This window comes from Salinicola rhizosphaerae (genome assembly GCF_014652715.1).
GTDB classification, from domain to species: Bacteria; Pseudomonadota; Gammaproteobacteria; order Pseudomonadales; family Halomonadaceae; genus Salinicola; species Salinicola rhizosphaerae.
On sequence record NZ_BMZI01000002.1, the window covers coordinates 609,819 to 629,309 of the forward strand.

The window sequence follows — 19,491 nt, forward strand, 5'->3', positions numbered from 1 at the left end:
GGCGCTTGAGCCTGCGCGAGAGCTTCTTCTCCACGAACTCGTAGCTCAACCAGGAGCAGAGCGCGATGATCGGCAGGCAGATCGCCAGCGCCAGCCAGGGAGAGAGGCCGAACTGGCGCGTCAGCACGTAGTCCCCCGACCACAGCACGATGACGTGGAGCAGGTAGGTCGAGTATGACCAGTCGCCCATGGCCTTGATGATCCGGTTATGGCCGAGCCTCGGCTCCATCGCGATGAAGGCGATCACCAGCAGCGCGCTGGGGAGTCCCCAGGCGACGAATCGCAGCACGCCGGATGGGTCGTTGAAGCCGAGAATCGTGGCGGCGGAGGCGAGTGCCAGCGCCATCGGCCACCAGCGCCCGCTCGGGATGCCGTGGCGCGAGTAGAGTACGCCGATGCCCATACCGAGCAGGAACTCGAAGATGATCGGATCTTCGTAGAAGCTGCTGATGAACGGTTGATGTGCGAACAGCGTGTTGATGATCACGATCGCCAGTACGACCGCCCACAGCTGCCATTTCACCTTGAGCATCAGGGAGGCGGCAAATACGACGTAGAACAGCATCTCGAAGTTGAGCGTCCAGCCGACCGGCAGAATCGGGTAGTAGCCGTAGCCGGCGGGATTCTCCGCGGGGATGAAAAACAGCGACTTGATCAGCCCGGAGAGACTCAGCCCGTAATCCGGCATCACGCTGCTGGCGAAGTAGATGATCGTCGCGGTGATGGCGGTGTAGAGCCAGTAGGCCGGCACGATTCTGACCAGACGATGGGCGAGGAACTGCGGCATGGAGAGGGATTTGCCCCGTGTCGAGACGGTGATCACGAAGCCGCTGATGATGAAAAAGATATCCACACCCACTTGCCCGCGGGTGGAAAACAGGTACTCGACCCAGTTGTTGGCATCGAAACCGTAGAACACCTGCATGAAATGGTGAAAGACCACGATCCATGCCGCCAGGGCGCGCAGCGCCTGCACGGAAATCAACATCCTTGTCACTCTCCCATTCGGTCCGTCATCGGTCACTAAGTCTGAAGGGAGCGCTCGCAAAAAGTTCGCGGATTTTACGCGATATTACAAAACAGCGTTTCTTATCGACGCAGCCTCGAGGGGACGCACACGCGAATTACAGCTTGCGCAGCGCCACCTGCTCGACCAGATGATCGGGGCCCTTGCGCAGTATCAGATCCGCGCGCGGGCGGGTCGGAAGAATGTTCTCGCGCAGATTGCGACGGTTGATGTCGCGCCAGAGCCCTTCGGCAATCTGCAGGGCTTCCTGTTCGCCGATCTCTGCGTAGCGGTGGAAGAAGGACGCCGGATTCTGGAACGCGGTCTGGCGCAGCAGCTTGAAGCGTTCCAGGTACCAGTCGTGGATATGGCGCTCCTCCGCGTCGATATAGATCGAGAAGTCGAAGAAGTCGGAAACGAACGGCACCATCTTGCCGTCTTCCGGGAGATCGCGAACCTGAAGCACGTTGATGCCCTCGACGATCAGGATGTCCGGGCTATCGACTGTCTGGTGTTCGTCCGTCAACACGTCATAGGTCAGATGCGAATAGAGCGGCGCGCGCACGTTGCGGGCACCTGCCTTGATCCACGAGAGGAAGCGCAGCAGGGCGCCGATGTCGTAGCTCTCCGGAAACCCCTTGCGGGTCATCAGCTCGCGCTCGCGAAGCTCGGCGTTGGAGAACAGAAAGCCGTCGGTCGTGACCAGATCGACCTTGGGGCTGGAGGGCCAGCGCGCCAGCAGCTCCTTCAGAATGCGCGAGGTGGTCGATTTGCCGACCGCGACGGAGCCGGCAATCCCGATGATGAACGGCGTCTTGTGGGTCGCATCAATATCCAGAAAGCGTTTGCGCTGGGTATAGAGCTGCTGACTCGCCTCGACATAGGCCGACAGCAATCGCGACAGCGATAGATAGATGCGGCGCACTTCGTTCAGATCGATCGGATCGTTGAGCGAGCGCAGACGCTGGACTTCCTCGGCGGAGAGCGTCTGCGGGGTATCGGCGCGAAACGCCGACCACTGCTCGGCATCGTAGAACTGATAGGGCGAGAACGGGTTGGGGGTCAGCTGATTCATCGTGTCTCTTGTGCGTCCGGGCTGTCGACGTCCGCGTCAAATTGTCTCAGCTGCATCGGCACAATGCCACGGGAATCGGTGTCGCCGATGGCCTCGAAGCCAAGGCGGCGATAGAGCGTTAGCGCGGCGCGGTTATCGGCGAAGACATTCAGCGTGATGCGTTCGGCGCGGGCTTCGCGCAGCAGTTCGCGGCAGAGACGTTCGCCCAGACGCTCGCCGCGCCGGTCGGGCGAGACGATGATCCGGGCCAGATGCTGGTGATGCGTTCCCTTCACGAAGAGCTGACCGAAGGCGACTGGCTGGTTCGTCTCGGCAAGACAGAACGATGGCGTGCCACCGCCATCGAGCTCGCGCCACAGCACGGCAGCATCGAGTGGCCACGAGAGCCCCGGCCCGGCCCAGCGTGTCAGCGCCGTCGGCGAGTCGATCCAGGTCGCGATCATGGCGAGGTCCTGGGGCAGCGCGGGTCTCCAGCGTGGTTCAGCCATCACCGCGCCTCGCCTGCACCCCGACCCTGGGCAGTCGAGACGCTGATGGCGACGTTGTCGATCAACCGTGTCGTGCCGAGATAGACCGCCCCCAGTAGACGACCGGTCGTGTCCTCGGCCGGATCGAACGCTTTCAGGTCAGGTCTCCGCAGTTCGAGATAGTCGAGTTTCAGCCCGTTCGCCTCGAGATACCGAGCGGCTTCGGCGATCGCATTCTCGGCCGCGTCGCCGCGCTCGATGGCGTCGCGACAGGCACCGAGCGTGCGGTAGAGCATCGTCGCCAGCTCGCGCTCGGCGGCCGACAGATAGCCGTTGCGCGATGACAGCGCCAGCCCATCGTCGGCGCGCACGGTCGGCACGCCGACGATCTCTATCGGAAAATGGAGATCAGCCACCAGCTTTCGGATCACGGCGAGCTGCTGGAAGTCCTTCTCGCCGAAACAGGCAATGTCCGGCTGCACCAGATGGAACAGCAGCGAGACCACCGTGGCGACGCCATCGAAGTGGCCGATCCGCGAGCCGCCGCAGAGCCCCTCGGAAACATCGGGTACGTGAACCTGCGTCTGCGATGCCAGCCCGTGCGGATAGAGCGTGTCCACGGCGGGCGCGAAGAGCAGATCGCAGCCGCGAGCGGTAAGCTGTTGCCGGTCGCTCTCCAGCGTACGCGGGTAGCGGCCGAAGTCTTCGCCGGCGGCGAACTGCAGCGGATTGACGAAAAGCGTGGCGACGACGATGTCGGCCAGCTCGCGAGCGCGGTCGATCAGCGTCAGGTGCCCTTCATGCAGGTTGCCCATGGTCGGAACCAGCGCGATGCGATGCCCCGCACGGCGGTACGCTTGCAGTCGTTCCCGCAGGGGCGCGATATCGTGTTCGAGGTGCATCAGAAGGTGTGCTCCTCGGCGGGGAAACGGCGGCCCTTGACCGCGCCATCGTAGGCACGAAACGCCGCTTCGATGCTGTCGTTGCCGGTCAGAAAATTCTTCACGAAGCGCGGTACGTAACCGCTGTTCAGACCGAGAACGTCATGCATCACCAGAATCTGACCGTCGACGTCCGGCCCGGCGCCGATGCCGATGACCGGCACCTCGACGGCATCGCGAACCGCCTTGCCGACGTCGCGCGGCACGCACTCCAGGAGAATGACCGCTGCGCCGGCCTCGGCCAGCTGACGGGCATCCTCGACGATACGCATCGCCTCGGCTTCGGCCTTGCCCTGGACCTTGAAGCCGCCTAATTGATGGACGCTCTGCGGCGTCAGGCCCAGATGCGCGCAGACCGGCACCCCGCGGCAAGCGAGCTCGGCAATACCATCGGCCATCCAGGCTGCGCCCTCGATCTTGATCAGCTCCGCGCCGGCGCGCATTAGCTCGCCCGCGTCACGCAACAGCTGACCGGTATCCGCATTGCTCATGAAGGGCAGGTCGACCATCAACAGGCTGCGGTGCTTGCCGCGAGCGACGCACTCGGTGTGGTAGCGAATGTCGTCGAGCGTGACCGGCAGCGTGCTCGCGTGGCCCTGCAGAACCATGCCGAGAGAGTCTCCGACCAGCAGCACGTCTACCCCGGCATCGTCGGCGCAGCGCGCCAGCGTGGCGTCATAGGCGGTCAGGCAGCTGAAAGGCTCGCCACGCTGCTTGTACTGGGCGAGCGTGGTGACGGTAACGCGCTTCATGGAACTGTCTCCGTGAACTGACGGGCGCCGCAGAGTGTAAAGCGTTATCGGGGCGACGCAACACGACCTTGGCCGCTGGGGAATCAGTCGGCAAGTCGATGCAGCGCCTGGTCTCCCAGCAGGGTCAGCTGACGCTGAAAATTGGTGGATTCCAGCCCCAACTGCGCCAGAATTTCGCACAACGGCTCGAGCACGAAGCGTCGATTGAGCATTTCGGGATGAGGCAGAACGAGACGCGGCGTGCCGAGCTCGAGCGAGGCGTACTGTAGAAGGTCCAGGTCGAGGGTGCGTGGGCCCCAGTGACGCGCGCGCACCCGGCGGTGGCGCTGTTCCAACGCTTGAAGCTGATCGAGCAGGGCCAGCGGCGAAAGGCGTGTGCGCACCGCAGCGACGGCATTGACGAAGTCCGGCTGATCCTGCGGACCAACCGGCGCACTGGCATAAAGGCTCGATTGCGCGATGCAGCGAGTCAGCGGCAGTCGGTCCAGCGCTGTCAGCGCGCGTTCGAGCTGCTGGCGCGGGGCGTCCAGGTTGCTGCCCAGCCCGATCAGCGCAAGCGCGGGTTCAGTCATCCAGTGTCGGTGGTGTCGGTTTGTTGGTCGAACGCCGACGCTTGCGGGGGCGGCGGCGTTTGGGCTTGCCGCTGTTGCCGGCAGGGTTGCCGCCGTCGACCCGGTCGAGCAGCTGCCGCTGCCCCTCTTCGTCGGCCGCCTGGAAATCGGTCCACCACTGGCCGAGTCCGGCCGGCAGCTCTCCGGCGTCTTCGCGTAGCAGCAGGAAGTCGTAGGCGGCACGGAAACGCGGGTGTTCGAAGGTCTGGAATACCTTGCGGCCGCGACGGCGCGGCAGGTGCTGCTGAAGATCCCAGATATCGCGCATCGGCATGCTGAAGCGCTTGGGGATCGAGGTATGTTGAAGCTGCCGGCTGATCACCTGCTGCGCCGCCGACTGCTGCGCCGGCACATCGGGCAGATCCTGCTCGTGGGCGATTCGCGCGGTGCGCAGATGAACGCAGGGCCACAGCAGGGCCGCGAACAGGAACGCGGGCGTGACCGGTCGATCCTGGGCCAGCCGCGCGTCGGTATTGGCCAGCGCCTGCTCGATCAGCGCCTCGGCCCAGGGCAGTTCGGCCATGGCCTCGTCGCTTTCCGGGAAGAGCATGGCGAAGAGACCGTAGTCGCGCAGCACGCGGAAGCTCTGCACGGCGTGGCCCGAGAGAAACAGCTTGAGCACTTCCTCGAACAGACGGGCAGGCGGAATCTGCAGCAGCAGCGGCGCGAGTTCGCGAATCGGCGCGGCGGTTTCATCGGCGATATCGAAGTCGAGCTTGGCGGCGAAACGCGCGGCGCGCAGCATGCGTACCGGATCTTCCCGGTAACGGGTCTCCGGGTCGCCGATCAGACGCAGCACCCGGTCATCGAGATCCTTGAGTCCGCCGGTCCAGTCGTGAATGGCGAAGTCGGTCACGCTGTAATACAGCGCATTGACCGTAAAGTCGCGCCGGATCGCATCCTCTTCGACGCTACCCCAGACGTTGTCTCGCAGCAGCAGACCGTCATCGGACTGCTGGCTCAGGTTGCCGCCGTGTTCTTCTCCGTGGCGGCCGCGAAACGTGGTGACTTCGATGACTTCTCGTCCGAAGCGGACGTGAACGATACGAAAACGGCGCCCAATGATGCGGGAGTTACGGAAGAGCTGGCGCACCTCGTCGGGGGTCGCGTTGGTCGCGACATCGAAATCCTTGGGCCGATTGCCGAGCAGGGAGTCACGAATGCAGCCGCCGACCAGATAGGCGTCAAAGCCCGCGCCGTTGAGGCGATAGAGCACCTTGAGCGCGCTCTCGCTGAGATCTCTGCGCGAAACATTGTGTTCGTCTCGAGGCAGTACTTGCCGAGTGGGCGTGTCGTCTGCCGCGGCTTGGGCCGCGTCGGGGCCGAAGAGGGTCTTCAAACGTTCACCGGGACGTTGAAGAAAGCGGGAAAATCCTTTGAACATGCGGCGATATAGACTCGCGAGATAGCAAAAGCTCAGTGTAGCGGAGGGCCGGGGGCTTGCAAAGGTGGCTGCTTTGCGTCGACCGGGACGGCTTTCCACAGGGGCGCCGGGATCGGCTACACGTTCCAGCGCACGGCACATGGCGTATATCGCCAATGACGTGGACAGTAGATGTGGATAGTAAACGTGGATAGTAAACGTGGATAGTAAAAAGGGAGACCCGCCGGGTCTCCCTTTTCAAGCACCTGTTGCAACGTCCATGCCGCTTTTTCTTGTTCGTGATGGCGCATCGCCTTGAATACGCATCACAGTCGCATCACGTTGGCGCAGTCGCTGACTTGTCGTTGTCGGCGCCGCCCAGTGCGACCACCTCGTATTCAAAACAATAATCCAACCACGACAGGCAATGCCCGTTCTCGCTTCTTGTTGTTGTTGCGAGAAGTCTTCGCACCGGGGGAGACTTGTCGTTATTGCCCCCGGGGTGACGAAGAACGTCGCGTCCTGATTCTGAATAGGCGCCTGGACGATATTGTCATTGTTGTCGTCCTTCGTCGCAGACCAGAGCCGTTGTCATTGTTATGGCTCGGCTGCGAAAGCCTGGGTCTGTCGTGCCGTTTGTTCTTGTTATCGGCATCCTGGGTCACCGGCTGATCAGGGTATTGTTCTTGTTGGGCGATCAGCACCCGATGTTTGTTTTTCTTGTCCTAGTTATTGCACTCATCGTGCCACTCCATTTTTTTTCGCCTATAAACAACAGCTTGAGATGATATCACGCATGCCACTTTGGCGATTGGCATCATCGGCTTCCGCCTTGCTGTTTCATAACGGGGCATGAAGAAGCGGGCGTGCCTGATTGTGGTGCAAGCGTTGTCGGCGCTGGCGACAGGGTGGCGCAAAACGCAGCTGGTTGCGCTTAGACGATAGTCTTTTCTTGGGGGAGTACGGCAGCTACCGGCCGTGACACGGTCGTCGCAAGCCCGGACGCGATGATTCAGAACGCAGGTGGAACGGGGTCACGTCGAGGGTTGTCGGCGATGGCCGCGGGAGTCCAGTGGTGCACGGCGTGCTCGAGCTGGGTGTCGATCGATGCATCACGCAGCGCCAATGGCGGCTGCTGGTCCAGCAGGTGCAGTGCCTGGTGAAGCAGCGGGCGCGCGTCCTCCGGTCGGGTCGGAATCGGGGCGGCCAGGTTCTGCTTGGAGAGTTTCTGTCCGTCCTCGCCCATGACGAGCGGCAAATGAAGATAGCGGGGTTCGGCGTAGCCCAGCATCGACTGTAGCTGTCTCTGCCATGGCGTGTTGTCGAGCAGATCGAAGCCTCGCACGATATCGCTCACCTGCTGATCCGCATCGTCGACGACCACGGCTAGCTGGTAGGCCCACAGGCCGTCTTTCCGACGTATCACGACGTCGCCCTGGGTCTTGGGATCGAATCGCTGCGGGCCGAATACCCGGTCGTGCCAAGTGACAGGGTCCGGACCGAGATCGGTGCGCAGGCGCCAAGCCTGCGGTCGCTCGGGGTGTCGCGAACCTTGGCGGCACCAACCCGGGTAGACACCGTGGGACTGCCATTCCCGGCGGGAGCAGCCGCAGGCGTAAGCCAGGCCGCGTTCGACCAGGCTGTCGAGCGCGACCTGATAGGCGGCGCCGCGCGTGCGCTGATAGCGCACGTCTCCATCCCAGGTCAGGCCAAAGGCCTCGAGCTGTCGCAGGATCTCGTCACTGGCGCCAGGCGGACAGCGCGGCGGATCGATGTCCTCGATGCGTAGCAGCCACTGACCGCCGGCCGCGCGTGCGTCGAGCCAGCTACCGAGGGCGGCGACCAGCGAGCCGAGGTGAAGAGGGCCGGAGGGTGTCGGCGCGAATCGGCCGATATAGCGCATGGAGGCTCCCATCGAGACGAGCGTCTGCCGGGATTGTCGGAGACGAAAACAGAACGGGCACCCGTTCAGGTGCCCGTGGCGGGACTCTCAAAAGGTGCCCTTTGATGCACCTTCGATGGTGCCCGCTGATACACCTTGACAGGTGCCTGCAGCCGCATGACGTCACATGCGGTCGGTTTCAGCCGCCGAGCTGCTTCTCCTTGAGCTCCGCGAGCGTCTTGCAGTCGACGCACAGGGTGGCCGTGGGGCGTGCTTCGAGGCGGCGAATGCCGATCTCGACGCCGCATGCTTCGCAGAAGCCGTAATCTTCTTCGTCGATCTTCTCGATGGTCTCGTTGATCTTCTTGAGCAGCTTGCGCTCGCGATCACGGGTGCGCAGTTCCAGGCTGAAGCCCTCTTCCTGCGTGGCGCGATCGGCGGGATCGGCGAAGTTGTTCGCCTCTTCCTGCAGGTGGCGGACCGTGCGGTCGACCTCTTCCATCAGATCCTGTTTCCAGCCCATCAGGATCCCACGGAAATGCGCAAGCTGTTTGTCGTTCATGTACTCTTCACCCGGTGCCGGCTGGTACGGGGTGAATTGGCTGGGCGCTTCCGTTTTCTTTTCCGCTACTGGCATGGGGGCTGCCTCGTTACGCAAGTGTCGTGACGCGTGTCATCTGGCCGAGAATCGACCGGGGGCAGCGTTTGCCACTGCCCGAAGCCCTGCTTATTTAGCGAAAAAGTGACCGCTTTGCAACCGAATGCACGCTTTATTTTTCTCATCCGCGGCGATCACAAGCGTCTGCCGAATTGCCCGCCGTCGGGCGTCGATGGCGCCTGTGAAGCGTCTTTGACCGCAATGCTCCAACCGGAGGATCGTTCATGAATCTGGATTCTCTGGTACCAGGTCGACTGGTTCGCCGTTACAAACGCTTCCTGGCCGATGTCGTGCTCGACGATGGCCGAGAGGTCGTGGCGCACTGCCCCAATACCGGCTCGATGCGGGCGGTGAACGTGCCCGGTAGCCGCGTCTGGCTGTCGCCCAGCGACAACCTCGCGCGCAAACTCGCGTGGACCTGGGAGTTGATCGAGTTACCCGGGGATTGCGGCGGCCACGATCTCGTTTCCGTGCACACCGGGCGCACCAACGCCATGGTGGCGGATGCGCTGCAGCGAGGGGCGATCACGGAGCTGGCCGGATTCGACGATTGCCGGCGCGAAATCAAGGTCGGCGGTGACGGGGCGGCGAGCGCCAGGCTGGACTTCCGGCTGGATTACGCCCACGGCATCTATACCTATGTCGAGGTCAAGCAGGTCACGCTGCGAGAGGCGGATGGGCACGGCTATTTCCCGGACGCGGTCAGTGAGCGGGGTAGAAAGCATCTAATGGCGCTACGTGATCTCGCCGCCGAGGGGCATCGCAGCGTGCTGCTGTTCTGCGCCGCACACACGGGTATCGCAGACGTGTCGCCGGCGGCGCATCTCGACCCAGCCTACGCGGAAGCGCTAGCCGAGGTGGCGGCCGAGGGCGTGGAAATTCTCGCCTACGGCTGCCGTGCGCTGGGAACGCCGGTCGAGCCGCTCGGGCTCGAGATCGATCGCCGTCTACCGGTCGACCTCGAGCGGCGATATCGCGTCTAGAGACGTCGCGTCCTGCCGGCTCAGCGCCCGCGACGCACGCGGAAGATCGCCGTCTCACCGAACAGATTGGGCCACCAGCGCGAGCTCCAGTGTCCTTCGTGATCCGCGCTTCCCACGGCCTGATCGACGATGGTGATCCCCTTGGCCCGACACAGGTTGGCGAAATCCTGGAAGGTCGAGAGATGAATGTTGGGCGTGTCGTACCAGGCGTGCGGCAGCGAGCGTGACACCGGCATGCGTCCGCGAAACGTCAGGTGCAGCCGATGCTTCCAGTAGGCGAAGTTGGGGAAGGCGATGATGCACTCCGGCGCGACTCGCAGCATCTCGTCGAGCATGGTGTCCGGGCGGCGCAGCGCCTGCAGCGCCTGCGTCATGACGACGAGGTCGCAGGCATCATCGACGAAGTTGTCCAGCCCATCGTCGAGATCCTGCTCGAGGACGTTGACGCCTTTGCCGAGACACGCAGCAATGCCGTCGGGGTCGATCTCCAGGCCGTAGCCGGTGACGTTCTTGTGTTTCGCCAGCGCAGCCAGCAGCGTGCCGTCGCCACAGCCGAGATCGAGAATGCGCGCGTCGGCCGGCACCCAGTCGTAGATCAGTTCGAGGTCAGCGCGCATCAGCGATGCTCTCCCGTCGATGAGTGGCGGCGCTCGATGTCGTCATGAATGCGCTGCATGAAGCTGCCGAACACGGCTTCGTACTGGTCGTTCGGCAGCAGAAAGGCGTCGTGACCGTGTGGCGAGTCGACGTTGACGTAGCTGACCGACTTGCCCGCCCGCAGTAGCGCAGTGACCAGCTCACGCGAGCGCGCTGGCGCGAAGCGCCAGTCGGTGGTGAAGCTGACCACCAGGAACGGACAGGCAACCGGGGCGAGCGCCGCGGCCAAGTCGCCGCCGTGCTGGCCGGCGGGATCGAAATAGTCGAGCGCCTTGGTCATCAGCAGGTAGGTGTTGGCGTCGAAGCGGGTCGAGAAGGTATCACCCTGATGGCGCAGATAGGACTCGACCTGGAATTCGACGTCATAGCCGAAGTTGAGCTGGTCGCTTCTCAGGTCACGGCCGAATCGCGAGCCCATCGAGTGCTCGGAGAGATAGGTGATATGGCCGATCATGCGCGCGAGCTTCAGCCCGAGCTTGGGAATCGCTTCCTGCTCGGCGTACCAGCCATCGTGAAAGTCGGGGTCGGAGCGAATCGCCTGTCGCGCGACCTCGTTGAAGGCGATGTTCTGCGCCGAGAGCCGCGGCGTGGCGGCGATCACCGCCGCATTGGCAACCCGTTCGGGATAGGCGATCGTCCACTGCATGGCCTGCATCCCGCCCAGACTGCCACCGACCACCGCGGCGAAGCACTCGATCCCGAGCCGATCGGCCAGTCTCGCCTGGCTATGCACCCAGTCCGCCACGGTCATCACGGGGAAGGTCGGCCCCCATTCACGCCCGGTTTCGGGGTTGAGGCTCGCCGGCCCGGTGCTGCCGTGGCAGCCGCCCAGATTGTTGAGCGAGACGACGAAAAAACGGTTGGTGTCGATCACCTTGCCGGGGCCGATGTAGGCGTCCCACCAGCCGGGCTTGCGCTCCTCGACATCGTGATAGCCAGCGGCGTGATGATGGCCGGAAAGGGCATGGCAGATCAGCACGGCATTGCTGCGCTCGGCGTTGAGTTCGCCGTAGGTCTCGTAGATCAGCTCGAAACGCTCGAGCGTCTTACCGCAGGCGAGTGCCAGCGGCGACTCGAAAGTCGCGGTCTGCGGTGTGACCAGTCCGACGGAGTCGGATGGGAAGGAAGCGGTCATGAAACGGGGTAATCTCCGGGTTCGGCTCCAGCGTGACCGAGGCGGCGCTTGCGTCTCGTAGGGGGATTCCGCGCCTGGGGCATCGGTCGGCCGCGTCGAAGCCAAACGCTATCGGTGAGCCGGGCGCTATCGGTAAGCGCCGGACAGTCAGGATCAGAAGCCGACGAGCGCGCCAGGCAGCCCGGCGGCGCGCGCCAGCGATCCGACGACGAGGCTATCGAGCAGGTTGATGGCGATGAAAACCACGATCGGCGACAGGTCGATCATGCCCAGCGGCGGGATGACCCGGCGCACCGGGCTCATGATCGGTTCGACGATCTGCATCACCAGCAGCGCTCCCGGATGGCTCGCCTGGGGCGCCACCCAGCTCAGGATGATCATGATGATCAAGGCGAAAAAGTAGATCTTGAGAATCGCGTTGAGTACGCCGGCGATGGCGGCCAGCAGTACGCCCTGCAGCGGCGCCATGCCGAAGCCGGCGAACTGGAAGATGGCGAGAATCACGATCGCCTTGAGCAGAAACCCGGCGAACAGGGTGGCGATGTCGATGCGTCCGATGGGGCGCAGAATCTTCTGCAGGGGCGCGACGATCGGTTGGGTCGCCTTGACCACGCCCTGGCTCATCGGGTTGTAGTAGTCCGCCTGCGAGAATTGCAGCAAAAAGCGCAGCATGAGAATAAACAGATAGACGCTGGCCAGACTGTTGACCAGCATCAAGCCGGCGCTTCCGAGGTTACTGCCCATGGACTTCTCCTGGTGATAGGCGGTTCGTTTCTGCAATGCGATCCGCGACGGGCGCAGATTCGCTCAATTCTGGCTTGGCGCTTGTGATAGCTCTTGTGATAGCTCCCGGGCACGCTCGGCGCAGGCCTGGGCGGCGTCATCGACGATCTGTGCAAGCCCGGCGGCTTCGAACGTGCGGATAGCGCGCTCGGTCGTGCCGTTCGGCGAGGTCACCCGGCGGCGCAGCTCGGCGGGGTCGAACTCGCTCTGACGCGCCATCTTGGCGGCACCGAACGCTGTCTGCAACGCCAGGCGGCGGGCACTCTCCTGTGGCAGGCCAAGGTCGACACCGGCGGCTTCCAGCGATTCGATAAAGAGAAAGAAGTAAGCGGGTCCGCTGCCGGAGATGGCGGTGACAGCATCGATCAGACGCTCATCGTCGACCCACTCGACCAGTCCGACGGGTTCGAACAGCTGCGTGGTCAAGCGGCGCTGGTCGTCGCTGACCTTGCCGTTGGCGTAGAGGCCGCTGACGCCTTCGCCGACCAGGGAGGGCGTGTTGGGCATGCAGCGGATCACCGCCAGACCGCCACCGAGCCAGTCATCCAGTGTGGCGGCATCGAGCCCGGCGGCCACGGAGACGACCAGCGGACGCCGTGCCTGAAATGCCTCGCGAAGCGACTCGCACAGCTCGCGCATCATCTGTGGCTTGACCGCCAGCACGACCACGTCCGCTTCGGCAACTGCCACTCCATTATCGGCGGTCGTGCGGATGCCGTATTCGGCCTCGATCGATTCGCGGCGAGCCTGCGTGCGCGACGTGGCAAGGATGGCATCGGCCGGGTAACCGCCCTTGAGCATACCGCCGAAGATCGCGCTGGCCATGTTGCCAGCACCGAGAAAGACGATACGGCGGGATGTCGCGGATTCGGTCATGACGAGCTCCTTTCGAGATAGAGAAATTCAGTCGGCGTCGCGGCGGTCACCGGGCAGGCCGCGCCGCTGTCGCCCGTCGATGGCGGTCTCATGCGTCTGCCGGCGAGCGAGGCGGGCGACTGCCGAAGATGGCCGTTCCCAGGCGAACCAGCGTGGCACCTTCGGCAATGGCCGCTTCCAGGTCGCCACTCATGCCCATCGAGAGCGTGTCGAGCGGCGCCTCGGGGAAGCGCGTCTTCAGTGTTTCCAGCGCGGTCGCGACCGTGCGAAAGGCCCGGCGCTGCGTCTCGGGGTCGTCGCTGGGCGCGGGCAGTGCCATGAGGCCACGCAGGCGCAGATTGGGCAGCGCCAGGATCGCCTCGGCAAGCGCCGGCAGGGCGTCGAGATCCACGCCCTCCTTGCTCGTCTCTCCGCTGACGTTGAGCTGCAGGCAGACGTTGAGCGGGGCGCGCTCGGCAGGCCGCTGCGCCGAGAGGCGGCGGGCGATCTTTTCGCGATCGATGCTGTGAACCCAGTCGAAGTGCTCGGCGACGTCGCGTGTCTTGTTGGACTGCAGGCCACCAATGAAATGCCACTCGATATCGTCGAGATCGGCAAGTCGCGTCTGTTTCTCCAGCGCCTCCTGAAGATAGTTTTCGCCGAAGGCGCGTTGACCGGCGTCATGGGCCTGACGCAGCATGTCTGCCGGCTTGGTTTTGCTCACGGCCAGGAGCCGGGCCGCATCCTGCGGTCGACCGGCCGCAGCCAGCGCCGTCTGGAGACGATGGCGAGCGGACGAGAGAGATGCGGACACCGACGCTTCTGGCATACTGGCTTGCGACCTCACGCAGGGAACGAATAAAAACGCATGGATATTACCGAACTGCTGGCGTTTTCGGCAAAGCACGACGCCTCCGACCTGCATCTTTCTGCCGGTCTGCCTCCGATGATTCGCGTCGATGGCGACATGCGGCGGCTGAACGTGCCGGCACTCGATGACGCGCAGGTACGCCGTCTGATCTACGACGTCATGAATGACCGCCAGCGCCGAGACTTCGAGGCCGACCTGGAAACGGATTTCTCGTTCGAGGTGACCGGCGTCTCCCGGTTCCGCGTCAACGCCTTCAACCAGGGGCGCGGCGCGGGTGCGGTATTCCGGACCATCCCCAGCAGCGTCAAGACCGTCGACGATCTGGGGCTGGGCGATGTCTTCCGCCGTCTCGCGATGCTGCCGCGCGGGCTGGTGCTGGTCACGGGGCCGACCGGCAGTGGCAAGTCGACCACGCTGGCGGCGATGATCGATTACATCAACGAGAACCGCCAGGATCATATTCTCACCATCGAGGATCCGATCGAATTCGTGCACAAGAGCAAGCGCTGCCTGATCAATCAGCGCGAGGTGCATCGCGATACGCGTGGCTTCGCGCCGGCGCTGCGCTCGGCCCTGCGCGAGGACCCGGATGTGATCCTGGTCGGCGAGCTGCGCGATCTGGAGACGATCCGGCTGGCGCTCACGGCCGCCGAGACCGGTCATCTGGTCTTCGGGACTCTGCACACGACGTCGGCGGCGAAGACCATCGATCGCATCATCGACGTTTTCCCCGGTGACGAGAAGGGCATGGTGCGTTCGATGCTCTCCGAGTCGCTTCAGGGGGTGATCTCGCAGACGCTGCTCAAGCGCGAGAGCGGAGGGCGCGTGGCGGCTCACGAGATTCTGGTCGCGACCTCCGCCATCCGCAATTTGATCCGGGAGGGCAAGGTGGCGCAGATGTACTCGGCGATCCAGACCGGGGGCAGTCTCGGCATGCAGACGCTGGATGCAGCGCTCGCTCGGTTGCTCTCCGAAGGCGTGATCAGCCGTGACGAGGCCAACGCCAAGGCGCGAGCCGGCATCGACGCCTGACGCTAGACTGACTCCCTTTTCATTGATAGCTGCCTTTTCATCGATAGCTGCCAGGATTTTTCATGACGCCTTCCCAATGGTTGGATCAGCTGCTCGATATCATGCTGTCCCAGCAAGCCTCCGACCTGCTGGTATCGACCGGCGCCCCGCCCTGTCTGAAGCTCGATGGCAAGCTGGTGTCGCTGGGCGACGTCCCGCTGCAGCCCGAACAGGTGCGCGAGCTGGTCGCGGTGACGCTACCCCAAGGGCGTCGGGAGGGCTTCGAACAGGAGCACGAGGCCAATTTTGCGCTGAGCCTGAGCGGCAAGGGACGTTTTCGCGTCAGCGCTTTCTTCCAGCGTAGCCAGCCCGCCATGGTCATCCGTCGTATCGCTTACGACATTCCGGATCTGGCCGCGCTCGGCTTGCCTGACGCCATCGGCAAGCTGGCCTCGATTCGACGCGGTCTGGTACTGGTCGTGGGGGGCACGGGCAGCGGCAAGTCGACCACGCTGGCATCGATGATCCAGCACCGCAATCGCACCATCGGTGGGCATATCATCTGCATCGAGGACCCGATCGAGTACATGCACCCGCATCAGCGCGGCATCATCAACCAGCGCGAGGTGGGCATCGACACGGAATCCTACGAGGTGGCGCTGAAAAATGCCCTGCGCCAGGCGCCGGACGTGATCATGATCGGCGAGATCCGCAGCCGCGACACCATGGAGCTGGCGCTGAGTTTTGCCGAGACGGGGCATCTGTGTCTGGCCACGCTGCATGCCAACAGCGCGGATCAGGCAGTCGAGCGCATCCTCAACCTGTTTCCGCCGTCGCGTCAGGAGCAGGTGTGGATGGACCTGTCGCTCAATCTGCGTGCCGTCGTCGCACAGCAGCTGCTGCCTCGCCAGGATGGCAATGGCCGCTGCGTGGCGACCGAGATCATGCTGAAGTCACCGCTGGTCAGCGAGCTGATTCGCGGGGGCAAGGTCGCCGAGCTCAAGGACTTGATGCGCCGCTCCCGCGAGCAGGACATGCAGACCTTCGATCAGGCGCTCTACGAGCTATTTCGGCAAGGGCTGATCAGCGAGGGCGTGGCGCTCTCCCATGCCGACTCGGCCAATGATCTCCGCATGCTGATCAAATATGGCGAACAGCGGCCGAAGGCGAGTGGCAGCGCGGCTGGCGACAGCTTCTCGTTGATCGATGGCGATTGAGGCGGCGGCCTCATCGCCGCGATTACGGCGCGTAAATGCCGCCCAGCACGCGCGGTCCGCGTGCACCGGTCACCTCCGGCAGGTTGCCCGGCAGGCCTCTCAGGCGGCGCCAGGCGAGCCATCCGAAAGCGCCCGCTTCCAGCCAGTCGGCGGACCAGCCGAAATCCTCGCAGCGCAGTAGCGCCACCGCCGGTAGATGATGCGCCAGTCGCGCCATCAGGTGGCGGTTTCTCGCGCCTCCGCCGCACACGATCAGGTCGGTGCGGTCGGCTTCCACGAACGGCAGCGCGGCGCGGGCGACGCTGACGGCCGTCATCTCCGCGAGCGTTGCCTGCACGTTGGCGCTGGCCTCCTCGCCGCTCAGGTGGCGCTCGACCCAGCCCAGGTGAAAGGCTTCGCGCCCGGTGCTCTTGGGCGGTGGCCGACGGAAGAAGGCATCGTCCAGCAGGCGGGCCAGCAGGGTCTCGTCGACCTGGCCGCTCGCCGCCCAGCGACCGTTCTCGTCGATGGGCGCCTGGCGGTGGCGCGCATGCCAGGCATCGATCAGCAGATTGGCCGGGCCGGTATCGAACCCGATCACCGGTGCATGGCGGGAGCTTGGCGCCAATCGAGTCAGGTTGGCGATGCCGCCAAGGTTGAGCACCAGACGGGTTCGCTCGGCGTCCGTGAACAGCGCCTGATGGAAGATAGGCGCCAAAGGTGCGGCCTGGCCGCCCGCCGCCATGTCGCGTCGGCGGAAGTCCGCCACGACCTGGTAGCCGGTGAGTTCGGCCAGGCGGCTGGGGTTGTCCAGCTGGTAAGTAAAGGGGGAGGCGGCATCGGGGGCGTGCTCGATCGTCTGGCCGTGGCTGCCGATCGCGACGATCTCGTCGGGGTGCAGGTTCTGGCGCGCCAGCAGCCGGGAGACCGCTTCAGCCTGCGCGTCGCAGAAGGCGCTCTCGGTTGCACCGAGCGTGGCAAAGTCCACGCGGTCTGCCTGAGTCAGCGTCAGCAGCGACGCTCTCAGGTCGGCAGGTAGCGCCAGGCAGAGGGCGTCGACCAGGCGAGGACGGGAGGTGTCGTCGATGTCGATCAGGGCGGCATCGACGCCATCCAGACTGGTGCCGGACATCAGTCCCACGAACAGTGCCATGTCATTCTCCTGGCGCGATGGCCGTGGCGGTGCGTTTGCGCTTCGATCGCCGCCAGGTCGCGATATCCCGGCGACGACGTGCTTCCTCGTCGATAGCCGACTCGTGCTACCATTGCCGCCTTTCTCAGTTCGATGGCGTGAGTAGTGGAGACGGATACGATGACCGAGGTCGCCGAGGCGCTGGCGTTGATCAAGCGCGGTACGCAGGAGATTCTGATCGAAGACGAGCTGGTAAAAAAGCTCGAATCCGGTCGCAAGCTGCGCATCAAGGCCGGCTTCGACCCCACGGCCCCGGATCTGCACCTCGGACACAGCGTCCTGCTGACCAAAATGCGTCAGTTTCAGGATCTTGGGCATGAGGTGATCTTCCTGATCGGTGACTTCACGGGACGTATCGGTGACCCGACCGGCAAGAACGTGACCCGCAAGCCGTTGACCGAAGCGCAGGTGAAGGCTAACGCCCAGACCTATCGCGAGCAGGTATTCAAGATTCTCGATCCCGAAAAGACCGAAGTGCGCTTCAACGCCGAGTGGTTCGGCGAGATGTCTGCCGCTGACATGATCGAGCTCGCCGGTCAGAGTACGGTGGCCCGGATGCTCGAGCGAGACGATTTCGAGAAGCGCTATCGCGCCGGGCAGTCGATCTCGATCCATGAGTTTCTCTATCCATTGGTCCAGGGGTACGACTCGGTGGCGCTGAAAGCGGATATCGAGCTCGGCGGCACGGATCAGAAGTTCAACCTGCTGATGGGGCGCGAGATTCAGAAGCACTTCGGCCAGGAGCCGCAGGTCGTCATTACCATGCCGTTGCTGGAAGGTCTGGACGGCGTGCAGAAGATGTCCAAGTCGCTCAACAACTATGTGGGTGTCGACGACACGCCCGGTGTCATGTTCCAGAAGCTGGTCTCGATGCCGGACACGCTGATCTGGCGTTACTTCGAGCTGCTGTCGCTGAAGTCCAACGATGAGATCGAGGAGATTCGTCGTCAGATCGATGAGGGCGCCAATCCGCGAGACATCAAGATGGCGCTGGCGCGCGAGCTGATTACGCGCTATCACGGCGAAGCGGCGGCGGCCAGCGCGCACCGCTCTGCCGGCAACCAGCTGGCGGAAGGAGAGCTGCCGGAGGATCTGCCGGAGGTGACGGTGGCTTTCGATGGCGCAGCGCAGGCCCCCATCGCTGCGGTGCTCAACCGCGCGGACCTCGTCAGCAATAGCGCGCAGGCGAAGGACATGCTCGGCAACGGGCGGGTCAAGGTCGATGGTGAGGTCGTCGCGAAGGACGCCATGCTCGACACCGGCAAGAGCTACGTCATCCAGGCCGGCAAGAAACGCTATGCCCGGGTAACGCTCGACTGATTATCCGTCAGCAACGCCACAACGCCCGCCCTGCGCGGGCGTTGTCGTCTCCGGGTGCGCTCGCTCGGCGGCGTCGGTGAAGGGGATTGGTCCGTCGGGTCAAAAAAAGTTGAAAACAGGCCTTGCCAAGTCGGCGGCCGATCCGTAAAGTACGCATCCGCTGACGACGAGACAGGTTCTCGGAAGCAGCGAAGAAGCAGAATAACGCGTTGATTAGATTGAAAAATATCGGTTGACGCCCAACGGTGAAGAGAGCAGAATGCTCGCCCGGCTTCTTCAGGATCGGCCTCGGTTTCGGGATGTTTTGACCCACGAGCGCCAAGCGAGATTCGACGAAAAAAGACGTTGACATCGCCGCCAAGATCCTTAGAATACGCCACTCCTTACGGCGGCCGAGAAGTTCAGCGCTGACAAGCACTTAAGCTTGAAAGGCATACTTCGAAACGGCAGGAGGCGAAAGATCATCTTCGTTTTCCAGTAAGGCGCTCTTTAACAATCGATCAGGTAATTGATGTGGGCGCTTGTCTTGCGTGACGCCAGTCACGACATATCGAGGCAAGCGACTCGTCAAGATTCGTTTGACCTTGAACCAAGTTTGGTCCGCTTCACTTCATCTATCTTCGGGTAGAGAAGAGGTAAGGACTATCAAGCTTTTAACTGAAGAGTTTGATCATGGCTCAGATTGAACGCTGGCGGCAGGCCTAACACATGCAAGTCGAGCGGTAACAGGGAG

The 19,491-nt window shown here is 63.4% G+C and carries 19 protein-coding genes and 1 rRNA gene; 5 read left to right on the forward strand and 15 right to left on the reverse strand.

Translation table 11 applies throughout. The features are described from left to right. The 9 genes from IE125_RS06205 to dksA all read right to left on the reverse strand — a co-directional run. Positions 1–988 (reverse strand): acyltransferase family protein (locus IE125_RS06205; RefSeq protein ID WP_189443753.1); only part of this gene is annotated, 988 nt, incomplete at its 3' end. Positions 989–1,124: 136 nt separating this feature from the next. Beyond that, positions 1,125–2,081 (reverse strand): type I pantothenate kinase, encoded by a 957-nt coding sequence (coaA, locus tag IE125_RS06210; protein ID WP_189443754.1) that lies wholly within the window; start codon positions 2,079–2,081, stop codon positions 1,125–1,127. Beyond that, positions 2,078–2,524 (reverse strand): GNAT family N-acetyltransferase, encoded by a 447-nt coding sequence (locus tag IE125_RS06215; RefSeq protein ID WP_189443755.1) that lies wholly within the window; start codon positions 2,522–2,524, stop codon positions 2,078–2,080. The genes coaA and IE125_RS06215 overlap by 4 nt, the downstream gene beginning before the upstream one ends. 44 nt (positions 2,525–2,568) lie before the next feature. After that, the gene (gene panC / locus IE125_RS06220; RefSeq protein WP_189443756.1) at positions 2,569–3,450 is read right to left on the reverse strand and encodes a pantoate--beta-alanine ligase; all 882 of its coding nucleotides are present in this window, start codon (positions 3,448–3,450) and stop codon (positions 2,569–2,571) included. Further along, the gene (panB, locus tag IE125_RS06225; protein WP_189443757.1) at positions 3,450–4,241 is read right to left on the reverse strand and encodes a 3-methyl-2-oxobutanoate hydroxymethyltransferase; all 792 of its coding nucleotides are present in this window, start codon (positions 4,239–4,241) and stop codon (positions 3,450–3,452) included. Before panB ends, panC begins: the two co-directional genes overlap by 1 nt. A gap of 83 nt (positions 4,242–4,324) precedes the next feature. Continuing rightward, complete coding sequence (folK, locus tag IE125_RS06230; protein ID WP_189443758.1) at positions 4,325–4,813, reverse strand: 2-amino-4-hydroxy-6-hydroxymethyldihydropteridine diphosphokinase; 489 nt, start codon at positions 4,811–4,813, stop codon at positions 4,325–4,327. Beyond that, entirely contained in the window at positions 4,806–6,236 is a 1,431-nt protein-coding gene (gene pcnB / locus IE125_RS06235) for a polynucleotide adenylyltransferase PcnB (protein ID WP_189443759.1), read from the reverse strand. The genes folK and pcnB overlap by 8 nt, the downstream gene beginning before the upstream one ends. 991 nt (positions 6,237–7,227) lie before the next feature. Next, positions 7,228–8,118, reverse strand: a complete 891-nt coding sequence (gene gluQRS, locus IE125_RS06240) for a tRNA glutamyl-Q(34) synthetase GluQRS (protein ID WP_189443760.1) — start codon at positions 8,116–8,118, stop codon at positions 7,228–7,230. 178 nt (positions 8,119–8,296) lie between these two features. Continuing rightward, positions 8,297–8,734: an RNA polymerase-binding protein DksA gene (dksA, locus tag IE125_RS06245; protein ID WP_189443761.1), complete on the reverse strand. Its 438-nt coding sequence runs from the start codon at positions 8,732–8,734 to the stop codon at positions 8,297–8,299. Positions 8,735–8,979: 245 nt separating this feature from the next. On the opposite strand from dksA, the gene sfsA reads away from it, so the two are divergent. Next, complete coding sequence (gene sfsA / locus IE125_RS06250) at positions 8,980–9,738, forward strand: DNA/RNA nuclease SfsA (RefSeq protein WP_189443762.1); 759 nt, start codon at positions 8,980–8,982, stop codon at positions 9,736–9,738. A gap of 20 nt (positions 9,739–9,758) precedes the next feature. Here the strand turns inward: sfsA and metW are convergent, their stop codons facing one another. The 5 genes from metW to IE125_RS06275 all read right to left on the reverse strand — a co-directional run bounded on the left by metW (position 9,759) and on the right by IE125_RS06275 (position 13,997). Further along, the gene (metW, locus tag IE125_RS06255; RefSeq protein ID WP_189443763.1) at positions 9,759–10,355 is read right to left on the reverse strand and encodes a methionine biosynthesis protein MetW; all 597 of its coding nucleotides are present in this window, start codon (positions 10,353–10,355) and stop codon (positions 9,759–9,761) included. Then, positions 10,355–11,530: a homoserine O-succinyltransferase MetX gene (gene metX / locus IE125_RS06260; protein ID WP_189443764.1), complete on the reverse strand. Its 1,176-nt coding sequence runs from the start codon at positions 11,528–11,530 to the stop codon at positions 10,355–10,357. Before metX ends, metW begins: the two co-directional genes overlap by 1 nt. Positions 11,531–11,683: 153 nt before the next feature. Next, a complete protein-coding gene (locus IE125_RS06265; protein WP_189443765.1) occupies positions 11,684–12,274 on the reverse strand; it encodes a YggT family protein in 591 nt (196 codons plus the stop codon). Positions 12,275–12,337: 63 nt separating this feature from the next. Beyond that, complete coding sequence (gene proC, locus IE125_RS06270; protein WP_189443766.1) at positions 12,338–13,189, reverse strand: pyrroline-5-carboxylate reductase; 852 nt, start codon at positions 13,187–13,189, stop codon at positions 12,338–12,340. A gap of 88 nt (positions 13,190–13,277) precedes the next feature. After that, positions 13,278–13,997, reverse strand: a complete 720-nt coding sequence (locus IE125_RS06275; protein ID WP_189443767.1) for a YggS family pyridoxal phosphate-dependent enzyme — start codon at positions 13,995–13,997, stop codon at positions 13,278–13,280. A gap of 39 nt (positions 13,998–14,036) precedes the next feature. Between IE125_RS06275 and IE125_RS06280 the strand changes: the two genes are divergently transcribed. Together IE125_RS06280 and IE125_RS06285 are read left to right on the forward strand one after the other, a co-directional pair. Then, entirely contained in the window at positions 14,037–15,071 is a 1,035-nt protein-coding gene (locus IE125_RS06280; protein WP_189443768.1) for a type IV pilus twitching motility protein PilT, read from the forward strand. Between the two features lie 62 nt (positions 15,072–15,133). Then, the gene (locus tag IE125_RS06285; RefSeq protein ID WP_189443769.1) at positions 15,134–16,267 is read left to right on the forward strand and encodes a PilT/PilU family type 4a pilus ATPase; all 1,134 of its coding nucleotides are present in this window, start codon (positions 15,134–15,136) and stop codon (positions 16,265–16,267) included. Positions 16,268–16,289: 22 nt separating this feature from the next. Here the strand turns inward: IE125_RS06285 and IE125_RS06290 are convergent, their stop codons facing one another. Next, entirely contained in the window at positions 16,290–17,399 is a 1,110-nt protein-coding gene (locus IE125_RS06290; RefSeq protein ID WP_189443770.1) for an anhydro-N-acetylmuramic acid kinase, read from the reverse strand. 159 nt (positions 17,400–17,558) lie between these two features. On the opposite strand from IE125_RS06290, the gene tyrS reads away from it, so the two are divergent. Further along, complete coding sequence (gene tyrS / locus IE125_RS06295) at positions 17,559–18,758, forward strand: tyrosine--tRNA ligase (RefSeq protein ID WP_189443771.1); 1,200 nt, start codon at positions 17,559–17,561, stop codon at positions 18,756–18,758. Positions 18,759–19,412: 654 nt separating this feature from the next. After that, positions 19,413–19,491 (forward strand): 16S ribosomal RNA (locus tag IE125_RS06300); the annotation flags it as partial.

Bases quoted from the DNA above. Each gene is read 5' to 3' on its own strand.
- coaA (WP_189443754.1), bottom strand. From the start codon at position 2,081: ATGAATCAGCTGACCCCCAACCCGTTCTCGCCCTATCAGTTCTACGAT.
- IE125_RS06215 (WP_189443755.1), bottom strand. From the start codon at position 2,524: ATGATCGCGACCTGGATCGACTCGCCGACGGCGCTGACACGCTGGGCC.
- panC (WP_189443756.1), bottom strand. From the start codon at position 3,450: ATGCACCTCGAACACGATATCGCGCCCCTGCGGGAACGACTGCAAGCG.
- panB (WP_189443757.1), bottom strand. From the start codon at position 4,241: ATGAAGCGCGTTACCGTCACCACGCTCGCCCAGTACAAGCAGCGTGGC.
- folK (WP_189443758.1), bottom strand. From the start codon at position 4,813: ATGACTGAACCCGCGCTTGCGCTGATCGGGCTGGGCAGCAACCTGGAC.
- pcnB (WP_189443759.1), bottom strand. From the start codon at position 6,236: ATGTTCAAAGGATTTTCCCGCTTTCTTCAACGTCCCGGTGAACGTTTG.
- gluQRS (WP_189443760.1), bottom strand. From the start codon at position 8,118: ATGCGCTATATCGGCCGATTCGCGCCGACACCCTCCGGCCCTCTTCAC.
- dksA (WP_189443761.1), bottom strand. From the start codon at position 8,734: ATGCCAGTAGCGGAAAAGAAAACGGAAGCGCCCAGCCAATTCACCCCG.
- sfsA (WP_189443762.1), top strand. From the start codon at position 8,980: ATGAATCTGGATTCTCTGGTACCAGGTCGACTGGTTCGCCGTTACAAA.
- metW (WP_189443763.1), bottom strand. From the start codon at position 10,355: ATGCGCGCTGACCTCGAACTGATCTACGACTGGGTGCCGGCCGACGCG.
- metX (WP_189443764.1), bottom strand. From the start codon at position 11,530: ATGACCGCTTCCTTCCCATCCGACTCCGTCGGACTGGTCACACCGCAG.
- IE125_RS06265 (WP_189443765.1), bottom strand. From the start codon at position 12,274: ATGGGCAGTAACCTCGGAAGCGCCGGCTTGATGCTGGTCAACAGTCTG.
- proC (WP_189443766.1), bottom strand. From the start codon at position 13,189: ATGACCGAATCCGCGACATCCCGCCGTATCGTCTTTCTCGGTGCTGGC.
- IE125_RS06275 (WP_189443767.1), bottom strand. From the start codon at position 13,997: ATGCCAGAAGCGTCGGTGTCCGCATCTCTCTCGTCCGCTCGCCATCGT.
- IE125_RS06280 (WP_189443768.1), top strand. From the start codon at position 14,037: ATGGATATTACCGAACTGCTGGCGTTTTCGGCAAAGCACGACGCCTCC.
- IE125_RS06285 (WP_189443769.1), top strand. From the start codon at position 15,134: ATGACGCCTTCCCAATGGTTGGATCAGCTGCTCGATATCATGCTGTCC.
- IE125_RS06290 (WP_189443770.1), bottom strand. From the start codon at position 17,399: ATGGCACTGTTCGTGGGACTGATGTCCGGCACCAGTCTGGATGGCGTC.
- tyrS (WP_189443771.1), top strand. From the start codon at position 17,559: ATGACCGAGGTCGCCGAGGCGCTGGCGTTGATCAAGCGCGGTACGCAG.